The sequence below is a fragment of the Aliihoeflea sp. PC F10.4 genome, from assembly GCF_054612275.1.
On record NZ_JBTSWH010000001.1, the window covers coordinates 4,146,518 to 4,169,761 of the forward strand.

The following is a 23,244-nucleotide window of genomic DNA, read 5'->3' on the forward strand; positions in this document are numbered from 1 at the left end:
TCTGGCAAGAGCGCCGGCTCTCTTGTGATGTCGGACCGTTATCCCGATGTCGCCTGCCGGCCGTGAGAGGGATATCTTCCGATGGAATTCGCGTTTCTTTTTGCCGACTGGCTCGGCAAACCGGCCTGGATGTGGCTCGGCTTCATCACCGTCGTCATCGCGCTTCTGGCCTTCGATCTGGGCGTCCTGCACAGGGACGACCGCGAAATCGGCGTGAAGGAAAGCTTCGCGCTTTCAGGCTTCTACATCGCACTCGGTCTCGCCTTCGGCGGCTTCGTGTGGTGGCAACTCGGCGACGAGGCCGGGCTCAACTATGTGACCGGCTTTCTCGTCGAAAAGACGCTGGCGATGGACAATGTCTTCGTCATCGCGCTGATCTTCTCCTATTTCGCGGTGCCGCGCATCTATCAGTACCGCGTGCTCTTCTGGGGCATTCTCGGCGTCATCCTGCTGCGCGGCATCATGATTGGCGCAGGCGCGGCGATCGTGACCAATTTCGAGTGGGTGCTCTACATCTTCGCCGGTTTCCTGATCATCACCGGCATCAAGATGCTGTTTTCCTCCGACGAGGAAAAGCCGATCGGCGACAATCCGCTGATCCGGTTCATGCGTCGACGCTTCCGCGTCACGGAGGATTTTCACGGCTCTCGCTTCACCGTCCGCCTGCCCGACCCGAAGACGGGCAAGGAGGTGCTCTACATCACGCCGCTCCTGATGGCGCTTGTGCTGATCGAGATCGCCGACGTGATCTTCGCAGTCGATTCCGTGCCGGCGATCTTCGCCATCACGACCGATCCCTATATCGTCTACACGTCGAACATCTTCGCGATCCTCGGCCTGCGCGCGCTCTATTTCGCGCTCTCGGCCATGGCTCACCGCTTCGTCTACCTGAAATACGCGCTATCGGCCGTGCTGATCTTCATCGGCGGCAAGGTGTTCGCGGCCGGCATCATGGGTATCGAAAAGATTCCGCCGACGATCTCGCTCGGCGTTACCTTCACGATCCTGGCTATTGGCGTCGTCGCCTCGCTGTTCGCCACACGCGGCGAGGAACCCGATCCGGTCGAAGCGCAAAAGCACGCCTCGCCGACAGGCGAGCAGTAGCACTCGCAAATTCATGACCGATATGTGGCGGGGCGTCCTTAATGGGCGCCCCGTTTCGTTTCCGGGCCGAGGTCATTTTCATCGACACACCATTGCCGTTCAAAAACGTTATGTTATTACGTACCGTTCAATTAACGGAGCACTTCATGATTTCGATTTCAAATCAGACATGCATTCTCGCGCTGTCCGCCGCAATCGGCGCACTCGCGCTAAATGTCGGTCATTCAATTCCGGCGATGGCGAACGAGCCGCACGACGCGCATTATCGGCTGTTCATCGGAGATCACGCCGAAGGCGTCGTGCGCGCTTTCGACATTGACGGTTCACCCGCCGGTGTTTTCGAAATCGAGCAGACACCGGCGCTGACGCGAAGCGAAAGCGGTCGCGTGGTGTTCGCCGTTCAGGGCGACGCCGGCAAGGTGGCCGTGATCGACACCGGCATCACCTTCGAGGACCATGGCGACCATGCCGATCTGAAGGTCGAGGACGCGAAGCTGCTCGATACCGAGATCGGAGGCACGAAGCCTGCGCATGTGGTCGAGGGCTCGGGGACGATCGCGCTTTTCGACGACGGGTCAGGTGACGTTTCGCTTTTTGCCGAAAGCGATGTGCTGGGCGGGCGTTTCGAACCGCGCGTTCTCCAGCCGGGTTCCGCCCATCATGGGCTCGCCGCGCCGATGGGCGATTATCTCGTCGTCTCCGTGCCGCATGAAAATCCCGACGAGCCACGGGTCGGGCTGAAGGTGATCGACCGGGAGGGGAACGATGTTGGCGACGTCGTCGCCTGCCCCGGCGTTCACGGGCAGGCGCAGTCGGCGCGCATCTTCGCCTTCGGCTGCCGCGACGGGATCGTCATCGCGTCACCGGGCTCCGGCGGCGAAGCGCCGGCGCTGAAGCATATACCGACTGCCGATCTCGGCGAGGGCAACGTCTCGACTCTGAAGGGCGGAACGGCGATGAGCTACTTCCTCGGAAATTACGGCCCGTCGGCAATTGTCGTCATCGAGCCGGGCGATGAAACGCAATTCACAAAAATCGACCTGCCGATGCGCCGGGTCGATTTCGCGCTCGATCCCGCACAGCCTCGCAATGCCTATGTGCTCACCGAAGACGGCAGGCTGCATCTCGTCGATGTCGTCTCGGGCAAGATCGAGCAAAGCGTGGCGGTGACGGATGCCTATTCGATGGATGGCCACTGGCGCGATCCGCGCCCGCGTCTGGCTGTTGCGGGCGAGTCGATTGCGATCACCGATCCGCGCGAGGGCATCGTCCGGTTGATCTCGACGCAAACACTGGAGGAAACCGGCACGATCGAAATCGAAGGCGTGCCCTACACGATCGTTGCCGTGGGCGGGTCCGGCGCGACACATGACCACGAATGAGTAAGCGGGCGGCCCGCCTTCACCGGCGGGCCGCCATCTGACCTAGATTACTTTCTGTCTGCCGCGATAGGCATCGGGGATCGCCGCGTCGGTTCCGAAGAAGGCGTGCTTGGACATGTCGGGAGAATAGCGGCTCGCCGGAACGGTTCGGCCGAGCGCCTCTGCGACTGCCCGGATGTGGTGCGGGGCGGCCCCGCAGCAAAGCCCGATATAGTGCACGCCCGCATCATAGGCTTCGCGGGCGAATTCGGCGCATTCGTAACGGTTGCAGGTAAACGGATCGAGCGCCGTCGGGAACGGGCGATCGGCGGGAATGCATGAGCAGGCCCGGTCGGTCAGCGACTGGAAGGTCGGCTCGGCATCCGTCGTGCGATAGGGCACGGGCAGCGCCGCGACGTGGCACGAGACGGCCTCGCGCACTTTGCGGACGACGGGCATCAGCGTCTTCGGGCCGCGTTGGCAGTTGAGGCCGACGACATCGGCGCCGGCCGCTTCGAGCCGCTTGCACGCCTCCACGATGGACGCGCCGTCGAACATCTTTTCCTCGCGGTGGACCGAAAGCGTCACGACAGTGGGCAGGCCGGTCTTCTTCATCACGTCGAGCGCGATCTCGGCTTCGCCCAGCCAGTCGATGGTCTCGGCGATGAGAAAATCGGCCCCTTCCTCGACCGCCCAGCCGATCTGCTCTTCGAACATGGCACGCACCGCGTTGTGCGTCGAAGCGTCTGCGGCCTCATAGGCGTTGGTGTTGCAGATATTGCCGGCCATCAGGCAGCCGTTGCGGTCGGCGACATCCTTGGCAATACGAAGCGCCTGACGATTGATCGTCTCAAGACTGTCCTCGCGACCGATCACCTTCAGCTTCTGGCGATGAGCGTAATAGGTGAAGGCTTCGACGACGTCGCTGCCGGCATGAACGAAGTCCTCGTGCAGGCGCGTGACCGCCTCGGGGTGCTCCAGCACTACTTCGGGAACGAAAGGCCCAGCTTGGAGATAGCCGCGCCGTTCGAGTTCAAACAGATAGCCTTCCGCGCAGATGACAGGACCGGCAGCAAGCCGTTCGAGCAATCCCTGCTTGTGCGGGGCGGGTTCGGTTCTTGTAGCCATGAGTAAATCTCCGATCGATCAGTTGAGGATGGGACGGGGCGGCTCGCCGGCCGCCGCAGCGAAAAGCTCGCGAAGGCGCGTAGCGTCCGGATGGTTCGTTGCGCGGGTGTCGATCATGTCGATCTGCCTTTGAGCGGCAGCGTCGACAGGCGTGCCCGCCGGCAGCGACAGGAGCCATTGCAGGAAGACGGTTTCGGGCGTGACGTGTCCCGCTCCCTGTGATCGGCGTGGATGAATTCTGGTATCGATGCGCGGGAAGTCGTCGTCCATGCCGTTGCCTCATTCGAGGACCAAACCGGCGGAAGACGGAAGGGTGACGACCGGCAGGCGAGAGGCCGCACGGTCGCGTGTCTCTTCCGATCGCCCACCGCGATCAGTCGGTTTCATTTGATCAAGGCTGGTTTCCGGGCTTCGAAGCCGTCTCATCGAGAGACCTTTCCGACGCCTTCCCGGGTCTTCGACCCAGTGGCTTTCGTCGGAAAACGAGTTTCGTTACCGTTGCGGGGGCAGCGCCGGCATCAAACCGGCTTCCCAATTATCCCTTCGACCTTGCGGGCCAAGGGCACCTCGAACGCCGACAAATGAGCATGGATGGCGGGCGGAGGAAAGCGATAAAATCGGGCGCGGTCATTGCGCCCGAGAGGCGGGCGGCTTTTCTTTTCGGTGCGATGGACTAGCATTCGTCGATGCAACCGGAGAACCTGCCGCATGCCCGCAAAGAAGACCAGTTACGGCCGCGAGAAGGTCAAACCGATCGAGATCGACTTCGACGGGCGCAAGCGCTCGTTCGATATCGAAAATCCGAAGCTGCCCGACTGGATCGCGTCTGACGCGCTCGGCTCGGGCGACTACCCCTATTCCGAAAAGATGGTTCGGAAGGCTTACAAAGCCGAACTGGAAGCGCTTCAGGAAGAACTCGTGAAGCTGCAATACTGGATGCAGACCAAAGGCGAGCGGGTGATCGCGCTGTTCGAAGGGCGCGACGCGGCCGGCAAGGGCGGCACGATCTTTGTCTTGCGCCAGTACATGAACCCGCGCTCGTCCCGTAACGTGGCTTTGCCGAAGCCGACCGAGACGGAGTGCGGGCAATGGTACTTCCAGCGCTATGTCGAGCATTTCCCCACCAGCGGCGAGTTCGTTAGCTTCGACCGCTCCTGGTACAATCGCGGCGTGGTCGAGCCCGTGATGGGGTTCTGTACGCCGAAGCAGCATGAGACCTTTCTCGGCGACGCGCCCGATTTCGAGCGGATGATCGTCGATGAGGGGATTCATCTTTTCAAGTTCTGGCTGAATATCGGCCGCGAGATGCAGCTCAAGCGCTTCCATGACCGCGTGCATGATCCGCTCAAGACGTGGAAATTTTCGCCGATCGACGTTCAGGGCATGAGCAAATGGGACGAATACACCAAAGCGCGCAGCCAGATGATCGAGCGGACGCATACGGCACATGCGCCTTGGACGATCGTGCGCGCGAACGACAAGAGACGCGCGCGGATTTCGGTGATGCGCCATATTCTCGGGCGTTTCGACTATGACGGCAGGGACGAAAACGTGGTTGCCGAACCCGACCCGCTGATCCTCGGTCAGGGACAGGATTTCCTGACGGATCGGTGACGCTTTCGCGTCGTCAGCCGTCCGTGCAGGCGAACGGAAGAAAGGTGCTGGCCGTGCCGGCATTCATCGCGGCGATCGTCAATATGTTGGCGATGTCGAGATCGGCCTGCGTGCGTGGACACACGGCCACGCGCTCGACGCATCCTTGCGCGATGAAGGCTTCGTTCTCGTCGATAAAGGACTGGCTGAGGTTATCTGCGTCGCTGGCCGACGCGTCCTCGAACGCCTCGGTATAAACCTCACATTTGGTGATCTGCCATTCGGAAAGGGCAGGCTCCTGGGCAAGCGCGGGAGCCGCAAGGAACAAGCTCGCGGCGAGTGCGGTCAGCACGCGCATGCCTATCGAGGGTGATCCGGGGGACATGATCGATTTTCCGAAGCCTGCGGCACCGAACGCGTAAGGCAGTTCGGCCCGCCTGCTTTCAGGGAGTGGTGGCTCAGGCCATGCCGAGCGCGTTCATGTAGAGATCGAGGATCGCTTCGGCTTCCTGGCGCTCCGACGCATCCTGCTTGCGGATGCGGATCAACTGGCGGATCGCGCCGGTATCGAAGCCTGTGCCTTTGGCTTCGGCGTAGACTTCCTTGATGTCGTCCGCGAGCGCCTTCTTTTCTTCTTCGAGGCGCTCGATGCGTTCGATAAAGGAGCGCAACTGTCCTGCTGCGACTTCGTGCGTGCTGTCCGAAACTTCGTCTGCCATCGTCAAATTCCGTTCAATCGTATGATGCCTTATGGGATGGACGCGGCTGGCGCGACCTGAAACAGGCGGGTATTTCCGGTGCGGCCGCGACTCGCGACGACGCCCCGGAAAAGGATCGGCGCTTGGTTGCCCCAGCCGGGCAGGCCGGTCAATGGTCTTTTGGACGAGACGCTTCGAAAGCGGCCTTTTGTGACGTGCTTGCGTCCGTCTGGTGCTTCGCCTGCCACTCGGCATAGGGCATGCCGTAGACGATCTCGCGCGACTGGTCCTTGGTCATCGCGATGCCGTCCGCTTCGGCGGCTTCGCGATACCAGTTGGACAGGCAGTTGCGGCAAAAGCCGGCAAGATTCATCAGGTCGATGTTCTGAACGTCGGTACGTTCGCGCAGATGCGCCACCAGTCGGCGGAACGCGGCGGCTTCAAGCGCCTGTTTCTGCGCGTCGTCGAGGTCGGTCATGATTTCCTCCATCAGTTCAAAATGGACCGGTGCGCGAGCCGAATTGTTTCGCGACATGAATGTCGGGGCGCGCATTGATCGCTTCAAGGATTGGCGCGAGGCGATCGGTCCATTCTGCGACGCCTTCGTCGTCTGCGATCAGATCCTGCCGGATTTCGATCAGGAGATGCGCATAGCCGTTGACGATGGCGTGGCGGAACATGGTGTCGCCACGCAGCGCACCGTCATAAGGTTCGTTGTCGCCGACCGTCAGCGCCGGATCGGCGCGCAGCGCTTCCAGCATCGGCTCGACGGCGCGCGGGTCCGAATCCCACAAAATGCCGATCTCCCACGGACGAGGACGGCCCTGCATCGTGGGAGTGAACGAATGGACCGAAACGATGAAGGGCGTGCCTTCGCCCGCCGCCGCGACGGAGGCGATCATCGCCGCGACCTCGTCGTGATAGGGCCGGTAGAACCGGCTCAGCCGTGTCTCTCTTTCGTCCGGGCTCATCGGATAGTTCGCCGGAACGATCGTGCCGTCGTAAAGCTGGCGGATCAGCGTCGGATCGTCCTCGCCCCGGTTCGGGTCGATCAGGAGCCGCGACCATGTCGCCATAACGGCCGGAGCTGAAAGCTTTGCGGCCAGAGCGCGCGTCATCGCCTCGACGCCAATGTCATAGGCGATGTGGCGGGTGAATTCGTCTGCCGGCAGGCCAAGGTCGCCATATTCGTCCGGCAGCGCGTTGCGCGCATGGTCCGCGACAAGCACCATGCCGCGCGTCCGGTCACCCTCGACAAGCTCGACGGGATTGAAAAGGGCGGTTCGCGTCATGGAAAGTCTGATCCGTATGGTATGGCTGGCGCTTCTTTCATGTGTCATGGACGCAAGGCCCATGCAATGTCATCCATGCGACAAGATCGCGATCAAGGGTCTGCCGGTCGATTCGGGGCGGGCTTCCTTAAATCGATTTGCTTCGGCGCGAGGACGCGTTGACAAGGCCCGGACGATTGCCGAAAAGGTTGAAACCATGCTGATTTCACACCTCATGTGCCCGCTTTATGCCGCCGCCGGACGCCTGCGACGGCGTGCATCTCTTATCGGCTTTCTCGCGGCGCTGGGGCTCGGCGCGACGGCCGTTCCCGCCATGGCCGATTTTCGCGTCTGCAACGCCACGCAAAGCCTCGTCGGGGTGGCGATCGGCTATCGCGCGCAGGCCGGCTGGGTCACGGAAGGCTGGTGGCATATCGAGGCGTCGAGCTGCCGCACGCTGATCGAGGGCGCGCTCGCCTCGCGCTATTATTATCTCTACGCCGAGGATGCCCAACGCGGCGGGCGCTGGGAAGGGGCGATCAACATGTGCGTGGCCGAGCGTGAGTTCAAGATTTCCGGCCCCGGCGATTGCGTTCCGCGCGGCTTTCAGCGCGCCGGCTTTCAGGAATACGACACGCGCGAGCAATCGAGCTGGATGGTCCAGCTTACCGACGAGCCGGAAGACAGCTCGACACCGCACATGAATGGCGCACCCATGAATGGTTCCACGCCTATGAACGGCTCCACACCGGGCGAATCCCAATGAAACGCAGCCGCAAGGTCAAGATCCTCGCAACCCTCGGTCCGGCTTCTTCCGAGGAGCCGATGATCCGCAGGCTCTTCGATGCAGGCGCGGACGTCTTTCGCATCAATATGAGCCATTCGAGCCATGAATTGATGCGCACGCTGGTCGCGCGCCTGCGCAAGGTCGAAAGCGAGGTCGGCCGGCCGATCGGCATTCTTGCCGACCTTCAGGGGCCGAAGCTGCGCGTGGGCAAGTTCGCCAACGGCGCCGAGATGCTGGAAATCGGTCAGAGCTTCACGCTCGACGCCGATCCGGCCCCGGGCGATTTGCATCGCGTGAACCTGCCGCACCCTGAAATCCTCGCGTCCGTGCAGGCGGGGCATCGGCTCCTGATCGATGACGGCCGCCTGACGCTGAAGGTCGAGGAAACGGACGGCAAAACAGTGCGCTGCGTCGTCGTCGCGGGCTCCAAGATTTCCGACCGCAAGGGCGTTTCGCTGCCGGACACCGAACTGCCGGTCGGTGCGCTGACGGAAAAGGACCGCAAGGATCTCGACGCGGTTCTGGCGACAGGCGTCGACTGGGTCGCCCTGTCCTTCGTGCAGCGGCCTGACGACATCGCCGAAGTACGCAAGATCGCGCGCGGGCGTGCCGCCATCATGTCGAAGATCGAGAAGCCGCAGGCCGTCGCGCGGCTGGCCGAGATCATCGAATTGTCGGACGCGCTGATGGTCGCGCGCGGCGATCTGGGCGTCGAGATGCCGCTCGAGGCCGTTCCGGGCATTCAAAAGCAGATCACGCGCGCCGCTCGCCGCGCCGGCAAGCCGGTGGTCGTCGCCACGCAGATGCTGGAATCGATGATCTCCGCACCGGTGCCGACACGCGCCGAAGTGTCCGACGTGTCGATCGCGGTTTTCGAAGGTGCGGACGCCGTCATGCTGTCGGCCGAATCGGCTGCCGGCCAATATCCGGTCGAGGCCGTCGCGACGATGAATTCGATCGCCGTGCAGGTCGAGCGCGACCCGCTCTATCCCGGCATCATCAACGCGCAGCGCACCGAGCCGGACGCGACCGGACCGGACGCCATTGCGCTCGCCGCGCGGCAGATCGCCGATACGCTCAATCTCTCTGCCATCATCTGTTACACCGGGTCAGGCACGACCGGCCTGCGCGTTGCACGCGAGCGTCCGCAGGTTTCCATCATCGCGCTGTCGCCGGTTATCGAAACCGCACGGCGGCTGTCGATCCTGTGGGGCACACATTGCGTGGTGACGGAAGACGCCAACGATCTCGACGACGTGGTGGACCGGGCTTGCCGGATCGCGCATCGCGAAGGGTTCGGGAATGCTGGCGATCGGGTCATCATCACGGCCGGCGTGCCACTGAGAACGCCCGGCGCGACCAATATGCTGCGCATCGCCTATATCGGCTCGGGCGGCAAGGGCGGGCTTTAAGGACGCGTCAGCGTCACGTTTGGTGGATGTACGCTTCCGAACGGGTCGAATAACCTACCTGTCGGAGACGATCTTGACCCGGCTGCCGACCGACAGGCTGGCACCGGGGCCAAGGCCGTTGAGGAGCCGGAAGAGGTCCTGCGGGCGATCCGTACCGACCATGCGGTTCGCCATCGATGCAACCGTGTCACCCGCCCCGACCGTGACGACGCGGATGCGCAGCGGTCGTATCTGCGCCCTGTCGGCGGCTGACAGAGTGCGGAAGCTGCCGGAGACCGACTGCGCGACCCTTTGAAGATCGTTGGATGCGAGCGGCGTAGCCGTCAAAAGGCGATAGACCTGACGTCCCGAGCGGATCAGCGTCACGTCGAACTGCCAACCTTCGGCGCGGGCCTGCGCGTTGACGGCCTCGTTACCATTGATCGTGGTCGTGCGCACCGAGGCCGGATCGAGGCCGGCGACCCAGCCGGAGCGGATATAGTCGCTGAGCGACTGGCGCTGCTCTACGGTCACGCCGTCGAAGCGCACGGCCATGTCGCCCGGACCCGAAGCTGTCACGGCAGCGGCCGAATTGTCGATGACGAAACCCTGCGGTACGTCGAAGCTGATGCCGAGCACCGGGTGAATGAAACGCGTGCCGCGAACGAAACCTTCTTCGGGCGTGTCGCCGAAAAGCATGCCGTCCACACCGTCGAGGAAGGCGTCTCGGTCGCGGTTGCCAGTGCCGGGCTGGCCAAACTGGCGCGCATGGCGCATGGCCAGATCGATCCGCTGCGGCGGGTTGGGGTGGCTCGCCAGAAAATCGAGATTGGGGTTGGCCGAGGACGAGACGGTCCGCGACTCCGAATAGGCGGCCATCGCCTGCAGGAAGCGTGCGGCCGCATAAGGATCGTAGCCGGCACGGCCGATCGACCGGATGCCGATCGCATCGGCTTCCAGTTCCTGATTGCGCGAGAACTGGGCCAGACGCAATTTGCCCCGGATGAGCGCAACCTGCCCGCCAGAACCGCCGCCCAGGACATCGGAGACGACGCGCGAAGCGAGCACCTCCTCGGCCTCACGCTGCTGGCGCGCAATGCCGTGATTGGCGGTGACATGCGCCATTTCGTGCGCGACGACAGCGGCGACTTCTGCCGAATCGTTGGCGAGCGCCAGAAGCCCGCGCGTCACATAGAGGAAGCCGCCCGGCAGCGCGAAGGCGTTGATGTTGGGAGAGTTCAGAATCGTGATCTGGTAGGTCTGGTTCGGATTGTCCGGATCGAGCGTCAACGAGCCGATGATGCGCGCGATCGACCGTTCGAGCTTCGGATCGGAATATTCGCCGCCATAGGTCGCAAGGATGCGCGGATGCTGTTCACGCGCGATCGCTGCCATGCGGTCGTCGCGTGTGACCGAATCGACCGTAACCGGATTTGCGGACGGACGAAATGCGTCCTCGGACAGGGATGCGCTGTCGAAAGCCTGACAGGAGGTGAGCGCGCTCGCCAGAAGGAGCGCGATCGCCAGCCGCCCGTAGCCTTTCGGCCCGGCGCGACGGTTGCGGTCAATCTCGATCGGTTCTGCGGCCAGTTCGGCCTCCCCACGTTACGACATATGGTCGCGTTCAAGGTTGCGGGATTTCCCGCACACACCAGAATCCTTATCGAAAGACAAGTGCCCCTCTTCGCTCACGATGCTCTGTGCATCGCGAATGTGGTCTTAACCGGGCAATTGCGCGGTTCGTTTCCGTCAAACAAAAGGCGAACGTCCGACATAGTTCGCGAACGCGGCGGGCGCGTCCGGCCCGTAGAACGATTCGACCGGCCCATCGGCGGCGACGCGGCCGTTTTCGAGGAAGATGATTCGGTCGGCCAATGCGCGGGCATCCTCCGGCGCATGGGTGACGAAGACGATCGTCATGCCGGAACGTGCGTGCAGCTTGCGGACGAGTTCGATCATTTCGCTGCGAAGCGCGGGACCGAGCGAAGCGAAGGGTTCGTCGAGAAGCAGCAGCGGATGGCGACGCACGAGTGCGCGGGCGAGCGCGGTGCGTTGACGCTCGCCGCCGGACAGGGCGTCTGGCCGTCGATCCTCCTTGCCGGCGAGGCCGACATCGGCAAGCGCTTGAGCGATATCGGCGCGGTCCGCTTCTGTCAGCCGCAGCGCGGGCGAACGGCCAAGCCCGACATTGTCTGCGACGGTGAGGTGGTGAAAGAGATTGTTCTCCTGAAAGACCATCGAGACGGGGCGTTTGGCCGGGTCGATCCGCGTCACATCCTGCCCGCCGATGCGGATCGTACCGTCCTGCGGTTCCTCGAAACCGGCAACGAGATGCAGAAGCGTCGACTTGCCCGAGCCGCTCGCGCCTAAAAGTCCGACGATCTCGCCGGCCGGAACGGAAAAATCGAACGCCATTTCGCTGCCGCCCGGATAGGCGAAGCGGATATCGTGAAGTTCGAGTGCGTTCGTCATCTTTGCCTGCGTCCCGCACATTCGGAAGCCAGCATCAGTATCAGCGTCAGGAGGGCTAAGAAAAGCGCGATGCCGGCCGCGTCCTCGGTGCGGTATGCGCCCATGCGCGACAGAAGAAGATAGGGCAGTGTCTGCACGGCATCCGACCCGAAAAGGGCGATGACGCCGAGATCGCCGAGCGACAGGGCCATCGCGAAGGCGAAGGCGGTAAAGAGCGGACGGCGCAAAAGCGGCCAGTCGACGAGGCGTGCGCGATCGAAAGCGCTCATGCCGAGCGAGGCGGCGAGCCGGTCGTAGCGTGCGGCTGCCGCGTCATGTGCCGGACGCAGGATGCGCAGCGCGAAGGGCAGCGCCATTACGGTATTAACCGCGACGACCATCGGCGCGGCGTAGAGGAGAACGTTGCCGGTGTTGCGCAGAAGGATGAACCAGCCAGCGCCGACGACGATGGGCGGGATGACGAGCACGAAGCCTGCGCCCGTATCCATCGCACGTTCCAGAAGGCCGGGCCGGCGACCTGCGCGGCGAATTTCCAGCCGCTGACGGGCGCGCACGAGGCAGAGCGAAAGCACGAGCGTGAAGCAGGCCGCGAATGCTGCAAGGCGCAGGCTGGTCAAGGTCGCGGCATGGACAGCCGGATCGGCAGCGAGCCGAAGAAGATCGGCGCGCAGGCCGGAAATGATCACGGTCGCCATCGGGGCTGCGACGAAGACGATTGCGGCGAGGATGGGCACGGCATCCGCGATCTTGCCGGACCACGCGCGCGAGCGCGGTCGACGCGCGGTCATGCCGATGGCCGTATCGGGCGCAAGGTCCGCTCCGATGCGCTTTAGCGCGACGACTATGGCGAGGGTCAGCGCGATCTGCACCGCGACGAGCGCGACGGCGCGGGCTGGCGCGAAGTCGAAGCGCAACGCCTGATAGATCGCGACTTCGAGCGTTGTAGCGCGCGGGCCGCCGCCAAGGATCAGGACGATGGTGAAGGAGGTCACGCACAACATGAAGACGAGGCCGGCGACGCCCGGCAACGCGGCGCGCAGGACCGGCCATTCGACGATGCGAAACGTCGCCCAGGACCCGAGGCCGAGCTGGCTCGCCAGCCGCCAGCGGTCGTTCGGTACCGTGTCGAGGGCAGCGAGCAAAAGCCGGGTCGCGAGCGGTAGGTTGAAGAAGGCGTGCGCGACGAGAATACCCGACAGGCCGTAAATTCCCTGCCAGCGCGCGCCGGTGAGCGACGTCAGTGTCTCGGCAAGAAGCCCCGCACGGCCGAGCAGCGCCAGCACACCGAGCGCGGCGACGATGGCCGGCAAAGCGAGCGGCACCGCGAAAAGGGCGAGCAGCAGACGGCGGCCGGAGAAATCGGGCCGGCGCGATAATGCGCGCGCAACGAGGATCGCAGGCAGGACCGAGACCGCGGTGGAAAGGATCGCCTGCCAGAGCGTGAAGCGTGCGACACGCAGTAGATAGGGATCGAATGCGGACAGCGCGCCCGACGGGTCCCGCGCACCCTCGATTATCAGCCCGACAAACGCACCGCCGACGATGAGGGCAAGCGCAGCGAGTGCAATGGTGCCCGCCGCGACCGCGCCTCTCAGCGGCTCATGACGGAGAGCCATTCATCGATCCAGGCGCTGCGGTTTTCCGCGATTTCCTCAGCCGGCAATTGCAGTGCGTCTTCCGGCGCGACGGCGTCTTCGAAAACGGGATTGAGCGGTTCGGAGGTGGGGCCGGCCGGGAACATCCAGTTGTGCTCGGGAATCGCGTCCTGAAAGCCGGGGCCGGTCATGAATTCGAGGAACTGCGCGGTCAGCGGATTTTGCGCGCCGCCCACCGTCGCGGCTGCAACCTCGACCTGAAGATAATGCCCTTCTTCAAAGATCGCCGCCTGATAGCGGTTCGTGCGCTCGGATATCTGATGATAGGCGGGCGATGTCGTATAGGACAGAACCATCGGTGCCTCGCCGGAGGTGAACAGTCCGTAGGCCTCGCTCCAGCCCGGCGTGACTGTCAGAACGCGTTCCGACAATTTCTCCCACGCTTCCTGCGATTCGTCGCCATAGATCGCCTTGACCCAGAGGAGCAGGCCAAGACCGGGCGTCGAGGTGCGCGGGTCCTGAATGACGATCTTCGTTTCCGGGTCGCCGTCCAGCAGTTCTGCGAAGCTTGCTGGCGGAGTGTCGATCACCTCGGAATCGTAGACGAAGGCGAAATATCCGTAGTCGAACGGCACGAAGATGTCGTCGTTCCAGCCATGCGGTACGGTGACGGTCTCCAGCGAGATGCCGTGCGGGGCAAAAAGGCCGCTTTCCTGCGCCTCGAAGGTCAGATTGGTGTCGAGGCCGAGCACGATATCGGCATCGGTGTTTTCGCCTTCGAGCTTCAGGCGGTTCAGGAGTGCGACCCCGTCGGCGGCTGCGACGAAATTCAGCGTGCAGCCGCATTCGGCCTCGAACGCCTGCTTGACGAGCGGGCCCGGCCCCCATTCTGCTGTGAAGCTGTCATAGGTGTAGACGGTCAGCGTTTCCTGCGCGGCAGCCGGCAGGGCGGCAGCGGATGCAAAAAGCGCGGTTGCGACTATACGGGACGAGATCATCATTGCCTCCTTTTACGTGTTGAAGGACAGGCGCCGGATGATTTTGCGTCTAATCCCTCCGCCGGTATGAGCCGGATCAGGTTCAGCGGGTTGGCGATGCCTCTCAGCCGCGACGGACGCGGCACCCCGTTAGATGGCAAAGACATAGAATGGGCCGCCAGACGTGGCAAGAGCTCCTTTATGAAGCATCGGATTTGTCCCAAAACCGGTTTCCACTTTTCAGGTTCTTGCTTTAGCCTGCGATGATGTTCATTCCGTTCTTCCTCGAACTGAAAGCCGCGCGCGTTCCCGTTTCCCTGCGCGAATATCTGACGCTGCTCGAAGGCATGGATGCACGCCTCGTCGAATACGATGTAGAGGGCTTCTACTATCTGTCGCGCGCAGCGCTGGTGAAGGATGAGCGGCACATCGACCGGTTCGATCAGGTGTTCGGGCACGTCTTCAAGGGCGTGGAGGCGGTGTTTGGCGAAGGGGCCATCGATGCGCGCAATTTGCCCGACGAATGGCTGCGCCGGCTTGCCGAAAAGCATCTGACAGACGAGGAAAAGAAGCTCGTCGAGGCGCTCGGCGGGTTCGAAAAGCTGATGGAGACGTTGAAACAGCGTCTGCAGGAGCAGAAAGGCCGCCACCAGAGCGGTTCGAAATGGATCGGCACGGCGGGCACGTCGCCCTTCGGCGCTTATGGCTACAATCCCGACGGCGTCAGGATCGGCCAGCACGAAAGCCGGCATCGGCGCGCGGTGAAGGTGTGGGACAAGCGCGAGTTCAAGAACTTCGACGATTCCGTCGAGCTTGGTACGCGCAACATCAAGGTTGCGCTGAAGCGCCTGCGGCGCTGGGTGCGAGAGGGCGCCGACGAGGAGTTCGATCTTTCCGGCACGATCCGCTCGACCGCCGAGCATGGCTATCTCGACGTCCAGACACGGCCGGAGCGGCGCAACGCGGTCAAGCTCCTGATGTTCTTCGACGTCGGTGGGTCGATGGATGACCATATCAAGGTGGTTGAGGAACTGTTTTCGGCCGTGCGCGGCGAATTCAAGCACATGGAATATTTCTACTTCCACAACTGCCTTTACGAGGGCGTTTGGAAGGACAATCGTCGACGTCACTCCGAAGTGATGCGTACCTTCGATGTGCTTCACAAATATGGGCCGGACTACAAGGCGATCTTCGTTGGCGACGCCTCCATGAGCCCTTATGAGATCGCATATCCGGGCGGTGCGGTGGAACACTGGAACGAGGAAGCCGGCATCGTTTGGCTGCAACGCGCGCTCGCGCAATGGCCGAAGGCGGTTTGGCTCAACCCGGTGCGCGAGAAACATTGGTCCTATACGCATTCGATCCAGATGATCCGGGAGATCGTCGGCGAGCGCATGTACCCGCTCACCCTCAACGGGCTGGAGCGGGCGACACGGGAACTGTCGCGTAGTCGGTGAATGCTTCGCCGGCATAAATTTTAGCAGTCGGTGAACGAATGCGGCGGAGCGGCGTTGCTGGGAAACGCAACTTTCCTGCCGGTGCCACCTTCATGGACGACATCCTCCTTGACTTCGGCCATCCCACCCATCTGCCGTTCGGCGTTATCGTGGCGCGACTTCTGGCGGCAGCGCTGTTCGGCGCTATGATCGGCTTCGAGCGCGAATGGCGCTCACATCCGGCGGGCCTTCGAACGCATATGCTGGTGGCGCTCGCCTCGGCCGCCTTTGCGATCCTCGGCATCGAGATTGTCCATTCCAACCAGTTCGAGGCCGACGCCTCGCGCCTCGATCCGTTGCGCTTGATCGAAGCGGTCACGGCCGGCGTTGCCTTTCTGGCGGCCGGTTCCATTATCTTTGCTCAAGGCAAGGTCAAAGGACTGACGACGGGTGCGGGCCTGTGGTTGGCGGGGGCTATCGGGCTCGCCTCCGGGCTGGGGTTCTGGCAGGTCGGCGCATTCGCGACGTTGCTGGCGATCATCATCCTGGGCCTGATGCACGCTTTGGAAAAGCGGCTTGGCCGCGTCGACGGTCAGGACGGCCCGCCGGACGATTGAAGCTACCTGAAAAGGCTGGTATTGAAGCGGTGATGGAAAAGCTCTTCGGAAAACCCGGCTACAGGCGGTTCACGCTGCAGGACAGGAAGCGCCTGCCCGCGCGGTTCTATGCCCGCGTGTCCGGCGCAATCTCGACGCGCGCGCCCGGCGCGTAATTCCGCTTTTCATGCGGCCGATCATGGCCGCCTTCGCCAGTTTCCAAATTACGGAATACAAGCCATGAGCGCACCGCGCACCCTTTATGACAAGATTTTCGACGACCATGTGGTCGACCGTCAGGCCGACGGCACCTGCCTTCTTTATATCGACCGCCACCTCGTCCATGAAGTGACCAGCCCGCAGGCCTTCGAGGGACTGCGCATGGCCGGCCGCAAGGTGCGCCATCCCGAGCGCACGCTCGCCGTCGTCGATCATAACGTGCCAACCTCGCCCGACCGCAAGGACGGTATCAAGAACGAGGAAAGCCGCATCCAGGTCGAGGCGCTGGCGAAGAACGCGGCCGATTTCGGCATCGACTACTATAACGAGGTCGATATCCGGCAGGGCATCGTCCACATCATCGGGCCGGAACAGGGCTTCACCCTGCCGGGCATGACGATCGTGTGCGGCGACAGCCACACTTCCACGCATGGCGCGTTCGGCGCGCTCGCGCACGGTATAGGCACGTCCGAGGTCGAGCATGTGCTCGCCACGCAGACGCTGATTCAGAAAAAGGCGAAGAACATGCTGGTGCGCGTCGACGGGCAGTTGCCCGCAGGCGTCACCGCAAAGGACATCATCCTTGCCATCATCGGCGAGATCGGCACGGCCGGCGGCACCGGCTACGTCATCGAATATGCGGGCGAAGCGATCCGCGCGCTTTCGATGGAAGGCCGCATGACGATCTGCAACATGAGCATCGAAGGTGGGGCTCGGGCGGGCCTGATCGCGCCCGACGAGACGACCTTCGCCTATGTGAAGGACAAGCCGCGTGCGCCGAAAGGCAAGGCCTGGGATATGGCCCTGGACTACTGGAAGACGCTGACCTCCGACGAGGGCGCGCATTACGATAAGGTCGTGGTGCTCGATGCGGCGAACCTACCGCCGATCGTCTCGTGGGGATCGTCGCCCGAAGACGTCATCTCGGTCGGCGGCGTCGTGCCGGACCCGGCCGCAATCAAGGAAGAGACCAAGCGCATCTCCAAGCAGCGCGCGCTCGACTATATGGGCCTCACGCCGGGGACGAAGATCACCGATATCTCCATCGACCGGGTATTCATCGGCTCATGCACAAATGGCCGCATCGAAGATCTGCGTGCGGCAGCGAAGGTGATCGAAGGCAGGACGGTCGCGTCCAGCGTCGACGCCATGGTCGTGCCCGGTTCCGGCCTCGTAAAGAAGCAGGCCGAGGAGGAAGGTCTCGACAAGATTTTCAAGGCTGCCGGCTTCGACTGGCGCGAGCCGGGCTGCTCCATGTGTCTTGCAATGAACGACGACCGGCTGAAGCCGCAGGAGCGCTGTGCCTCGACCTCGAACCGCAATTTCGAGGGGCGGCAGGGCTTCAAGGGTCGCACGCATCTCGTCTCGCCCGCGATGGCGGCGGCGGCGGCGATCGCGGGCCATTTCGTGGATATCCGCGACTGGCATTGATCGCCGACTGGCGCATGCCGGATTAACGTTAAGGTGCTGCGGCTTTTGCTTGCAGCGCCTTTGCAATTCGCTAACCATAAGCATCGAAGATCGGGACTGCGGCGGCGGCTCCCATCTTGTTTATTTGCGTTGTTCCTGTCGCCTGATCGTATCATTGCCGCGAGTATCGGCGGTGGATCGTTCGGCAGGCAACGGCCCGATATGTCGTACGAGGTTGACCATTGGGTGCGGAATTTCTTCTGGCGGCCAATTTCGCGATCGCCTGCCTTCTGGCTGCAGCGTTTCTGGCGATTGCGATCTATGATGACCAGCGGTTATCGGCCCGCTGGTTCGCGCTCGGCTATGCGCTGGGCGCGGCATTCTTCGGCGTCGAACTTTTCACGCCGCTCGCCCATGGCGGGCTGATCGCCGAGAGCTTGGGCTATGTGGCGTTTCTGGCTGCGCTCGTTGCGTTCAATACCGGCGTTTCGCGCTTCTACGACGTGCGCCAGCCGGTCAGGCTGATCGCCGTCGTGCTCGTTATCGGGCTGGCGGCGAAGATCTTCAGCGACGGCATGCCGCGTGAATCCGTCGTGCGCATGATGATCTATCAGGCGCCCTATTTCATCTTGCAGTCGATCGGCGCACTGCTCGTCGTGCGCTCGCGCCACTGCCACCGCCTCGACTACGTTCTGGCGGGTCTCCTGGGGCTGACGGCGCTTCACTATCTCGCCAAGCCCTTCCTCGCTCAGGTGACCGGCGGGCCGGGTGCGACGCCGGCGGATTACACATCCACTCTCTATGCGCAGATCGGTCAGTCGGCCGCGGCGGTCCTCGCCGTCAGCGTGGCTCTGACGCTGTTCGTCATCCTCGTGCGCAATCTTCTTGCCGCGCTGACGCAGCAGTCGGAAACGGACATGCTGTCGCAAACGCTCAACCGGCGCGGCTTCGAGCGCCATCTCGAGCTTTACGGGCGCACCGGCGGTCAACCACTGTCGCTCGTCGTTGCCGACCTCGACCATTTCAAAACCGTGAACGACACCTATGGGCACGGCGTCGGTGACGCTGTGATCGTCGCCTTCTCTCGCACATTGCGCGAGGCGACGAAAGATTCGCATTTCGTCGGCCGGATCGGCGGCGAGGAATTCGCGGTGCTTTTGCCGGGCTATACTGTGTCCGCCGCACGGCTTTTCGCGGAGGATGTGCGCCTGCGCATGCAGCATCTCGCCATCGAAGGGCTGCGGGAGGACGAGCGCGTGACGGCGAGTTTCGGCGTGGCCGAACGGTCGCATGGCGAGCCGGCCGTCAGCCTGCACAAAAGAGCGGACGCCGCGCTTTACGCGGCCAAGGATGGCGGGCGCGATTGCGTGCGGGCCGCGCTGCCGCTCACCGTCAAGGGCGGCGGCGGACAGGTCACCGCATCGCGAGCGGGCCAGTCGTCGTAACAAGCCCGTATTCGGCCATTTCCTGCTGCGACAGGTAATAAAGCGCGCGAGGCGGCGTATCGAGAGCGTGCAACCACATGGCCGGCTCGACCCCCATCTCCATCAAATAGCGCGAAATGCGCGCGGCGGTGATCTGCGCGTCCGACATCGCCTGCTCTGGGCCGGGCATTTCGGCCGAACCGGAATAGAACTGGTGCAGGCCGACCGCCGCCTTCTGGCCGACCGTGCGGGTCGTGCCGCCGGCGAGCACGAGGGGGCAGGACGAGGCGCACAGCGCGCCGTCCGGTACGAGGGTTCCAAGATCGCGTTCGCGGATCATCCGGGCCATCGCCATCGCGTCTTCCAGCGAGCCGCCGGGAGAATCGAGCGACACCGTGCGCACATATTCGCCGCGCGCGTCGAGTTCTTCCGCAAGGCGGGTGGACGAGCCGACATCGATCGAGCCGGTCGCGGCAAGAACGCCGCCGGGCTTCAGCTCGAAGCGGATCGCGTCTTTCAACGCCGCCTCGTTCGTCTGCACGTTTTCGCGTGGGTCCTGCGAGCCGGAAGCCGAGCCGTCCGTCTCGACGGCGGGCGGCAGGATTGGTTGCGAAACATTGACCGAAGGGTCCGACGATGGCCAAAGCCCACCGGTCTGTTTGCGCATATCGTTCACGTCGAGCGCGAGCACGCAGACGGTTCCGGCCAGCATGGCGCCGAACACGACACGCATGATGTCGCCATCGTCGAGCCGGTCGATCAGTGCGGCAAAACCGCTTTTGGCCTGAATGTCCTTGGGCTTGATGCTCATGGGTCGAACCGTTTGCGCTCGTTGACGGAAAGGGGTGTGACGTTCTCACTGCTCGTCGGCTGGGCCGATGGCGGTCGCGGCGCTGCTGCCGGCTCTTCCTCGACAGGTTCCGGCATGTCGGCCTCGTCCGGCTGGGGCTCATGAAAGCGCTCGCCCCGTGCCCGCTCCATCGCCTCATGCAGCTCGATGGCGCGCATCATGTCGGCGGCGGTGACGCGGTCGGCATCGGTCAGGCCTTCCTCGTCGCGCCGCTGGGCGGCATGGGCGACGGCGAGCATGGCGACGAGTACGCCCGGGAGAAGATCGATCGAGATCGCGCCGGCCCAGCTCGGCAGGAAGCTCGACGCATAAAGGATGACGGCTTCGGCCGAGGACAGCGGCACGAAACGGCGTTCCTCGACGCGCGGCTGTGCGAGGATTTCGGCGGCGGCGGTGGACAGCGCCTGCGACTGCGCATCCACCGAAGCGCGGATCGAACTCATGACTTCGGTCTGACGGCCGGCGAGGTCGGGCGACAATCCGCCCGCGACCGGTGCGATGAAGCCGGTGGACAGATCCTGTGCGGCGCGCGCCACGGACGGTGCAATAGACGTCTGCTGCAAGGCGGCGATGACGCCCGCAAGCTGGACGCTTTCCTCCGCGAAGGAATCCGAACGCGGCTGAACGGGGCCAGCGCCGGAAACGAGGCCGCGCATGGTCGCCAGATGTTGCTGGCCCTCTTCGAACAGTTCCTGCACCCGTCCGCGCGAAGCGAGGATGTTGGCTTCCAGTTCGCGCATCTGCGCCGACATCTGGGACAGAAGCTGCACAACGGTCCCCGAACCGGACGTGCCGGTGAGCGCGCCGGACTGGCGCTCTTCGTCGGCAAGGCGCGCAAAGCGTTCGCCCGCGCGCTGGATGTCGGGCAGGAGGGAAAGAGCCGCGATGGCGTTGGAATTCGCCTGGTCGAGATCGGCCGTATAGCCTTCCTGCGTGGTCGCCAGATGCTGTTCGACGGCTGCCGAACCGGCCAGCGCCGCCGCGTTCAGCCAAGACGACATGGCGATAATCATCAGCGAGCCGACGCACATGACGAGAAAAAGCGAAATGCGTGAGCCGGCATCGCGCATTTCAGGCAGGAGACGCGCCAGATAGGTCCAGAACCCGTAAATGCCCACCGAGACCGCAACCGAATAGATGATGGCCGCGAAGAAGACGAACGTCGCATCCCCGTCGAGCAGGCTGCGCACGCCCAGATAGGTGTAGACGCCGCTTGCCAGCGCCAGCGTCGCCAGAACGAAGCGCGTCATCGTTTGCAGCGAGGCGACGTGGTTGCGGATGTTTCGGGCGGTGGTGTGATTAGCCATTTCTTAACCTCTTGCTTCGCAAAGGCAAAACAAAGGTGTCGAAAAATGGACGCGCGCGGTCACGCCTCCCGGCACCGCAGTCACGAATATGTGTGACGCCTACCGGCAAAGCACGTCGGCCGGGGTGGGAACGACGCCGTCGGGCAGGCCGTACATATAGGAGCGGCCATGAAGGAGCACAGCGCCGAACCCGCAGTCGCGCGCGCGTGTGAGGTGCAGGCGTTCGCCGCCATGACGCGCGACGCGGGATGCGTTCGTTTCGTGATAGGAGCCGGTGGTCTTGTGGCCAGAGGCGGCTTCTCCGGCGCCGACGACGATGCGCTTGTAGCCGGCCGGCGAATAGATCACGAGATTGCCGAAACTGTCCGCGTGAGCGCGCTCCCGGTCGATCCCGCTTGCGGACGCAGGCATGACTGCAATGCAAAGCGCAGTGAACATGGCGCAAACATATATCTTCATGGCACTTGCTCCGTTGATGCAGACGAAAGCGATCGCCCGCGACGTTAATACAGGTTAACGCGTTCTTAACGTTTGTCACGCCAAACGCGGCGCTTTGCGCCCAAGGTTTTAACAAACATGGTTAACGTGATGGGCGGCGACAGGCGCATGTCATGCGCCGCCGCTTAATCGATTGAAGATTTTCCGCGACGTAATTAGGCGCAAAAAGCAGGCTAAATCAGCGCGTTCCGGCTTTGACGCGCTGCAAAAAGCGCATTAGAAAGCGCCAACACTTCACGTCGAAGCCCGCATGCGGCCTGAGGCCTCAGGACAACCGTTGCGGCCGGGGGAGCCATGAGCAAAACCACAGCCACCCGCGCGAGACCCATGTCTCCGCATCTTCAGGTCTACAGACTGATCCCGACAATGCTGATGTCGATCGTTCATCGCATCACGGGAGCCGGCCTTTACTTCGGTACGGTCCTGGTTGCGATCTGGCTTCTGGCGGCCGCCGGATCGCCGGAAAGCTTCGCGCGGGTTCAAGCGATCTACGGCTCGTGGTTCGGCCTCTTTGTTCTTTTTGGCTACACTTGGGTGCTGATCCATCACATGGTCGGCGGCATTCGCCATTTCGTCATGGACGCCGGCAGCGACCTTGCGCTTGGCAAGGCGGCGTCGACAAAAGCGGCGCAGGCCATGCCCCTCATTTCGGCCGGCATCACGATCCTGATCTGGATCGTCGCAATCTTCTCGCGGGGAGCCTGATCGATGGCGGACATGCGCACACCCCTTCGCCGCGTTCGCGGCCTCGGTTCGGCCAAGGAAGGCACGGACCATTTCTGGAAGCAGCGTCTCACCGCGCTCGCGAACGTGCCGCTGGTGCTTTTCGCGCTCGGGCTGATCGTCTCGCTCGCCGGGCAACCCTATGAGGCCGTTCGCGCGACGCTCGCCAGCCCGTTCGTCGCGCTGGTGCTGATCCTGTTCCTTCTGTCGGTGCTTTATCACATGAAGCTCGGCATGCAGGTCATCATCGAAGATTACGTGCATGGCGAGGGCACGAAGATCCTGCTCATCGCGCTCAATATCTTCTTCACCTTCGCCGTGGGCGCCGCATCGGTGTTCGCGCTGTTGAAAATCGCATTCGGAGGCTGAAGCGTGGCTGACACCGAGACCAGAAACAACGCTTC

At 63.1% G+C, this 23,244-nt stretch carries 25 protein-coding genes and 2 riboswitches; of the genes, 12 read left to right on the forward strand and 13 right to left on the reverse strand.

The window, feature by feature from the left end; translation table 11 throughout:
* Positions 1–81 precede the first annotated feature (81 nt).
* Positions 82–1,104: a TerC family protein gene (locus tag ACX82Z_RS20870; RefSeq protein WP_459591007.1), complete on the forward strand. Its 1,023-nt coding sequence runs from the start codon at positions 82–84 to the stop codon at positions 1,102–1,104.
* Positions 1,105–1,250: 146 nt separating this feature from the next.
* Positions 1,251–2,486: a hypothetical protein gene (locus tag ACX82Z_RS20875; protein ID WP_459591008.1), complete on the forward strand. Its 1,236-nt coding sequence runs from the start codon at positions 1,251–1,253 to the stop codon at positions 2,484–2,486.
* Between the two features lie 42 nt (positions 2,487–2,528).
* Here ACX82Z_RS20875 and ACX82Z_RS20880 read toward each other — a convergent pair whose 3' ends face one another.
* Both ACX82Z_RS20880 and ACX82Z_RS20885 read right to left on the reverse strand, forming a co-directional pair.
* A complete protein-coding gene (locus tag ACX82Z_RS20880) occupies positions 2,529–3,593 on the reverse strand; it encodes a homocysteine S-methyltransferase family protein (protein WP_459591009.1) in 1,065 nt (354 codons plus the stop codon).
* An 18-nt stretch (positions 3,594–3,611) separates the two neighbouring features.
* On the reverse strand, positions 3,612–3,863 hold the full coding sequence (locus ACX82Z_RS20885; RefSeq protein ID WP_459591010.1) for a hypothetical protein: 252 nt from the start codon (positions 3,861–3,863) through the stop codon (positions 3,612–3,614).
* A 108-nt stretch (positions 3,864–3,971) separates the two neighbouring features.
* A riboswitch (cobalamin riboswitch) is annotated at positions 3,972–4,178 on the reverse strand.
* 123 nt (positions 4,179–4,301) lie between these two features.
* Here ACX82Z_RS20885 and ppk2 point away from each other — a divergent pair.
* Positions 4,302–5,207 (forward strand): polyphosphate kinase 2, encoded by a 906-nt coding sequence (ppk2, locus tag ACX82Z_RS20890; protein ID WP_459591011.1) that lies wholly within the window; start codon positions 4,302–4,304, stop codon positions 5,205–5,207.
* A gap of 13 nt (positions 5,208–5,220) precedes the next feature.
* Here ppk2 and ACX82Z_RS20895 read toward each other — a convergent pair whose 3' ends face one another.
* From ACX82Z_RS20895 to ACX82Z_RS20910, 4 genes are all read right to left on the reverse strand, one after another.
* Positions 5,221–5,571, reverse strand: coding sequence for a hypothetical protein (locus ACX82Z_RS20895; RefSeq protein WP_459591012.1), 351 nt, complete (start codon positions 5,569–5,571; stop codon positions 5,221–5,223).
* A 73-nt stretch (positions 5,572–5,644) separates the two neighbouring features.
* Complete coding sequence (locus ACX82Z_RS20900; RefSeq protein WP_459591013.1) at positions 5,645–5,905, reverse strand: DUF2312 domain-containing protein; 261 nt, start codon at positions 5,903–5,905, stop codon at positions 5,645–5,647.
* A 148-nt stretch (positions 5,906–6,053) separates the two neighbouring features.
* The gene (locus ACX82Z_RS20905) at positions 6,054–6,362 is read right to left on the reverse strand and encodes a DUF1244 domain-containing protein (RefSeq protein ID WP_459591014.1); all 309 of its coding nucleotides are present in this window, start codon (positions 6,360–6,362) and stop codon (positions 6,054–6,056) included.
* A gap of 16 nt (positions 6,363–6,378) precedes the next feature.
* Entirely contained in the window at positions 6,379–7,176 is a 798-nt protein-coding gene (locus tag ACX82Z_RS20910) for an N-formylglutamate amidohydrolase (protein ID WP_459591015.1), read from the reverse strand.
* A gap of 313 nt (positions 7,177–7,489) precedes the next feature.
* Here ACX82Z_RS20910 and ACX82Z_RS20915 point away from each other — a divergent pair, with 313 nt between their 5' ends.
* Both ACX82Z_RS20915 and pyk read left to right on the forward strand, forming a co-directional pair.
* The gene (locus ACX82Z_RS20915) at positions 7,490–7,921 is read left to right on the forward strand and encodes a DUF1036 domain-containing protein (protein WP_459911919.1); all 432 of its coding nucleotides are present in this window, start codon (positions 7,490–7,492) and stop codon (positions 7,919–7,921) included.
* Positions 7,918–9,354: a pyruvate kinase gene (gene pyk, locus ACX82Z_RS20920; protein ID WP_459591016.1), complete on the forward strand. Its 1,437-nt coding sequence runs from the start codon at positions 7,918–7,920 to the stop codon at positions 9,352–9,354. Before ACX82Z_RS20915 ends, pyk begins: the two co-directional genes overlap by 4 nt.
* A 54-nt stretch (positions 9,355–9,408) precedes the next feature.
* Here pyk and ACX82Z_RS20925 read toward each other — a convergent pair whose 3' ends face one another.
* The 4 genes from ACX82Z_RS20925 to thiB form a co-directional block, all read right to left on the reverse strand.
* Positions 9,409–10,860 (reverse strand): M48 family metalloprotease, encoded by a 1,452-nt coding sequence (locus ACX82Z_RS20925; RefSeq protein WP_459911921.1) that lies wholly within the window; start codon positions 10,858–10,860, stop codon positions 9,409–9,411.
* A gap of 222 nt (positions 10,861–11,082) precedes the next feature.
* Positions 11,083–11,805, reverse strand: a complete 723-nt coding sequence (gene thiQ, locus ACX82Z_RS20930; protein WP_459591018.1) for a thiamine ABC transporter ATP-binding protein — start codon at positions 11,803–11,805, stop codon at positions 11,083–11,085.
* Complete coding sequence (gene thiP, locus ACX82Z_RS20935) at positions 11,802–13,421, reverse strand: thiamine/thiamine pyrophosphate ABC transporter permease (protein ID WP_459591019.1); 1,620 nt, start codon at positions 13,419–13,421, stop codon at positions 11,802–11,804. The genes thiQ and thiP overlap by 4 nt, the downstream gene beginning before the upstream one ends.
* A complete protein-coding gene (gene thiB / locus ACX82Z_RS20940; protein ID WP_459591020.1) occupies positions 13,397–14,401 on the reverse strand; it encodes a thiamine ABC transporter substrate binding subunit in 1,005 nt (334 codons plus the stop codon). Before thiB ends, thiP begins: the two co-directional genes overlap by 25 nt.
* A gap of 33 nt (positions 14,402–14,434) precedes the next feature.
* A riboswitch (TPP riboswitch) is annotated at positions 14,435–14,537 on the reverse strand.
* Between the two features lie 106 nt (positions 14,538–14,643).
* Between thiB and ACX82Z_RS20945 the strand changes: the two genes are divergently transcribed.
* The 5 genes from ACX82Z_RS20945 (at position 14,644) to ACX82Z_RS20965 (ending at position 19,483) form a co-directional block, all read left to right on the forward strand.
* On the forward strand, positions 14,644–15,834 hold the full coding sequence (locus ACX82Z_RS20945; RefSeq protein ID WP_459591021.1) for a vWA domain-containing protein: 1,191 nt from the start codon (positions 14,644–14,646) through the stop codon (positions 15,832–15,834).
* A 92-nt stretch (positions 15,835–15,926) separates the two neighbouring features.
* A complete protein-coding gene (locus ACX82Z_RS20950; protein WP_459591022.1) occupies positions 15,927–16,430 on the forward strand; it encodes an MgtC/SapB family protein in 504 nt (167 codons plus the stop codon).
* 32 nt (positions 16,431–16,462) lie between these two features.
* Complete coding sequence (locus tag ACX82Z_RS20955; RefSeq protein WP_459591023.1) at positions 16,463–16,585, forward strand: hypothetical protein; 123 nt, start codon at positions 16,463–16,465, stop codon at positions 16,583–16,585.
* A 64-nt stretch (positions 16,586–16,649) separates the two neighbouring features.
* Positions 16,650–18,059: a 3-isopropylmalate dehydratase large subunit gene (leuC, locus tag ACX82Z_RS20960; protein ID WP_459591024.1), complete on the forward strand. Its 1,410-nt coding sequence runs from the start codon at positions 16,650–16,652 to the stop codon at positions 18,057–18,059.
* 221 nt (positions 18,060–18,280) lie between these two features.
* Entirely contained in the window at positions 18,281–19,483 is a 1,203-nt protein-coding gene (locus ACX82Z_RS20965) for a GGDEF domain-containing protein (RefSeq protein ID WP_459591025.1), read from the forward strand.
* Here the strand turns inward: ACX82Z_RS20965 and ACX82Z_RS20970 are convergent.
* The 3 genes from ACX82Z_RS20970 to ACX82Z_RS20980 form a co-directional block, all read right to left on the reverse strand.
* Positions 19,452–20,273: a COG3904 family protein gene (locus ACX82Z_RS20970; protein ID WP_459591026.1), complete on the reverse strand. Its 822-nt coding sequence runs from the start codon at positions 20,271–20,273 to the stop codon at positions 19,452–19,454. The genes ACX82Z_RS20965 and ACX82Z_RS20970 overlap by 32 nt on opposite strands.
* A complete protein-coding gene (locus ACX82Z_RS20975; protein ID WP_459591027.1) occupies positions 20,270–21,619 on the reverse strand; it encodes a hypothetical protein in 1,350 nt (449 codons plus the stop codon). Before ACX82Z_RS20975 ends, ACX82Z_RS20970 begins: the two co-directional genes overlap by 4 nt.
* Before the next feature lie 99 nt (positions 21,620–21,718).
* Positions 21,719–22,078, reverse strand: a complete 360-nt coding sequence (locus ACX82Z_RS20980; protein ID WP_459591028.1) for a hypothetical protein — start codon at positions 22,076–22,078, stop codon at positions 21,719–21,721.
* A gap of 333 nt (positions 22,079–22,411) precedes the next feature.
* Here ACX82Z_RS20980 and sdhC point away from each other — a divergent pair, with 333 nt between their 5' ends.
* Positions 22,412–22,822 (forward strand): succinate dehydrogenase, cytochrome b556 subunit, encoded by a 411-nt coding sequence (sdhC, locus tag ACX82Z_RS20985; protein WP_459591029.1) that lies wholly within the window; start codon positions 22,412–22,414, stop codon positions 22,820–22,822.
* A gap of 3 nt (positions 22,823–22,825) precedes the next feature.
* A complete protein-coding gene (gene sdhD / locus ACX82Z_RS20990) occupies positions 22,826–23,209 on the forward strand; it encodes a succinate dehydrogenase, hydrophobic membrane anchor protein (protein ID WP_459591030.1) in 384 nt (127 codons plus the stop codon).
* Positions 23,210–23,244: the final 35 nt, after the last annotated feature.

Coding starts and splice junctions, on each gene's coding strand:
- ACX82Z_RS20870 (WP_459591007.1), top strand. CDS start 82: ATGGAATTCGCGTTTCTTTTTGCCGACTGGCTCGGCAAACCGGCCTGG.
- ACX82Z_RS20875 (WP_459591008.1), top strand. CDS start 1,251: ATGATTTCGATTTCAAATCAGACATGCATTCTCGCGCTGTCCGCCGCA.
- ACX82Z_RS20880 (WP_459591009.1), bottom strand. CDS start 3,593: ATGGCTACAAGAACCGAACCCGCCCCGCACAAGCAGGGATTGCTCGAA.
- ACX82Z_RS20885 (WP_459591010.1), bottom strand. CDS start 3,863: ATGGACGACGACTTCCCGCGCATCGATACCAGAATTCATCCACGCCGA.
- ppk2 (WP_459591011.1), top strand. CDS start 4,302: ATGCCCGCAAAGAAGACCAGTTACGGCCGCGAGAAGGTCAAACCGATC.
- ACX82Z_RS20895 (WP_459591012.1), bottom strand. CDS start 5,571: ATGTCCCCCGGATCACCCTCGATAGGCATGCGCGTGCTGACCGCACTC.
- ACX82Z_RS20900 (WP_459591013.1), bottom strand. CDS start 5,905: ATGGCAGACGAAGTTTCGGACAGCACGCACGAAGTCGCAGCAGGACAG.
- ACX82Z_RS20905 (WP_459591014.1), bottom strand. CDS start 6,362: ATGACCGACCTCGACGACGCGCAGAAACAGGCGCTTGAAGCCGCCGCG.
- ACX82Z_RS20910 (WP_459591015.1), bottom strand. CDS start 7,176: ATGACGCGAACCGCCCTTTTCAATCCCGTCGAGCTTGTCGAGGGTGAC.
- ACX82Z_RS20915 (WP_459911919.1), top strand. CDS start 7,490: ATGGCCGATTTTCGCGTCTGCAACGCCACGCAAAGCCTCGTCGGGGTG.
- pyk (WP_459591016.1), top strand. CDS start 7,918: ATGAAACGCAGCCGCAAGGTCAAGATCCTCGCAACCCTCGGTCCGGCT.
- thiQ (WP_459591018.1), bottom strand. CDS start 11,805: ATGACGAACGCACTCGAACTTCACGATATCCGCTTCGCCTATCCGGGC.
- thiP (WP_459591019.1), bottom strand. CDS start 13,421: ATGGCTCTCCGTCATGAGCCGCTGAGAGGCGCGGTCGCGGCGGGCACC.
- thiB (WP_459591020.1), bottom strand. CDS start 14,401: ATGATGATCTCGTCCCGTATAGTCGCAACCGCGCTTTTTGCATCCGCT.
- ACX82Z_RS20945 (WP_459591021.1), top strand. CDS start 14,644: ATGTTCATTCCGTTCTTCCTCGAACTGAAAGCCGCGCGCGTTCCCGTT.
- ACX82Z_RS20950 (WP_459591022.1), top strand. CDS start 15,927: ATGGACGACATCCTCCTTGACTTCGGCCATCCCACCCATCTGCCGTTC.
- ACX82Z_RS20955 (WP_459591023.1), top strand. CDS start 16,463: ATGGAAAAGCTCTTCGGAAAACCCGGCTACAGGCGGTTCACGCTGCAG.
- leuC (WP_459591024.1), top strand. CDS start 16,650: ATGAGCGCACCGCGCACCCTTTATGACAAGATTTTCGACGACCATGTG.
- ACX82Z_RS20970 (WP_459591026.1), bottom strand. CDS start 20,273: ATGAGCATCAAGCCCAAGGACATTCAGGCCAAAAGCGGTTTTGCCGCA.
- ACX82Z_RS20975 (WP_459591027.1), bottom strand. CDS start 21,619: ATGGCTAATCACACCACCGCCCGAAACATCCGCAACCACGTCGCCTCG.
- ACX82Z_RS20980 (WP_459591028.1), bottom strand. CDS start 22,078: ATGAAGATATATGTTTGCGCCATGTTCACTGCGCTTTGCATTGCAGTC.
- sdhC (WP_459591029.1), top strand. CDS start 22,412: ATGAGCAAAACCACAGCCACCCGCGCGAGACCCATGTCTCCGCATCTT.
- sdhD (WP_459591030.1), top strand. CDS start 22,826: ATGGCGGACATGCGCACACCCCTTCGCCGCGTTCGCGGCCTCGGTTCG.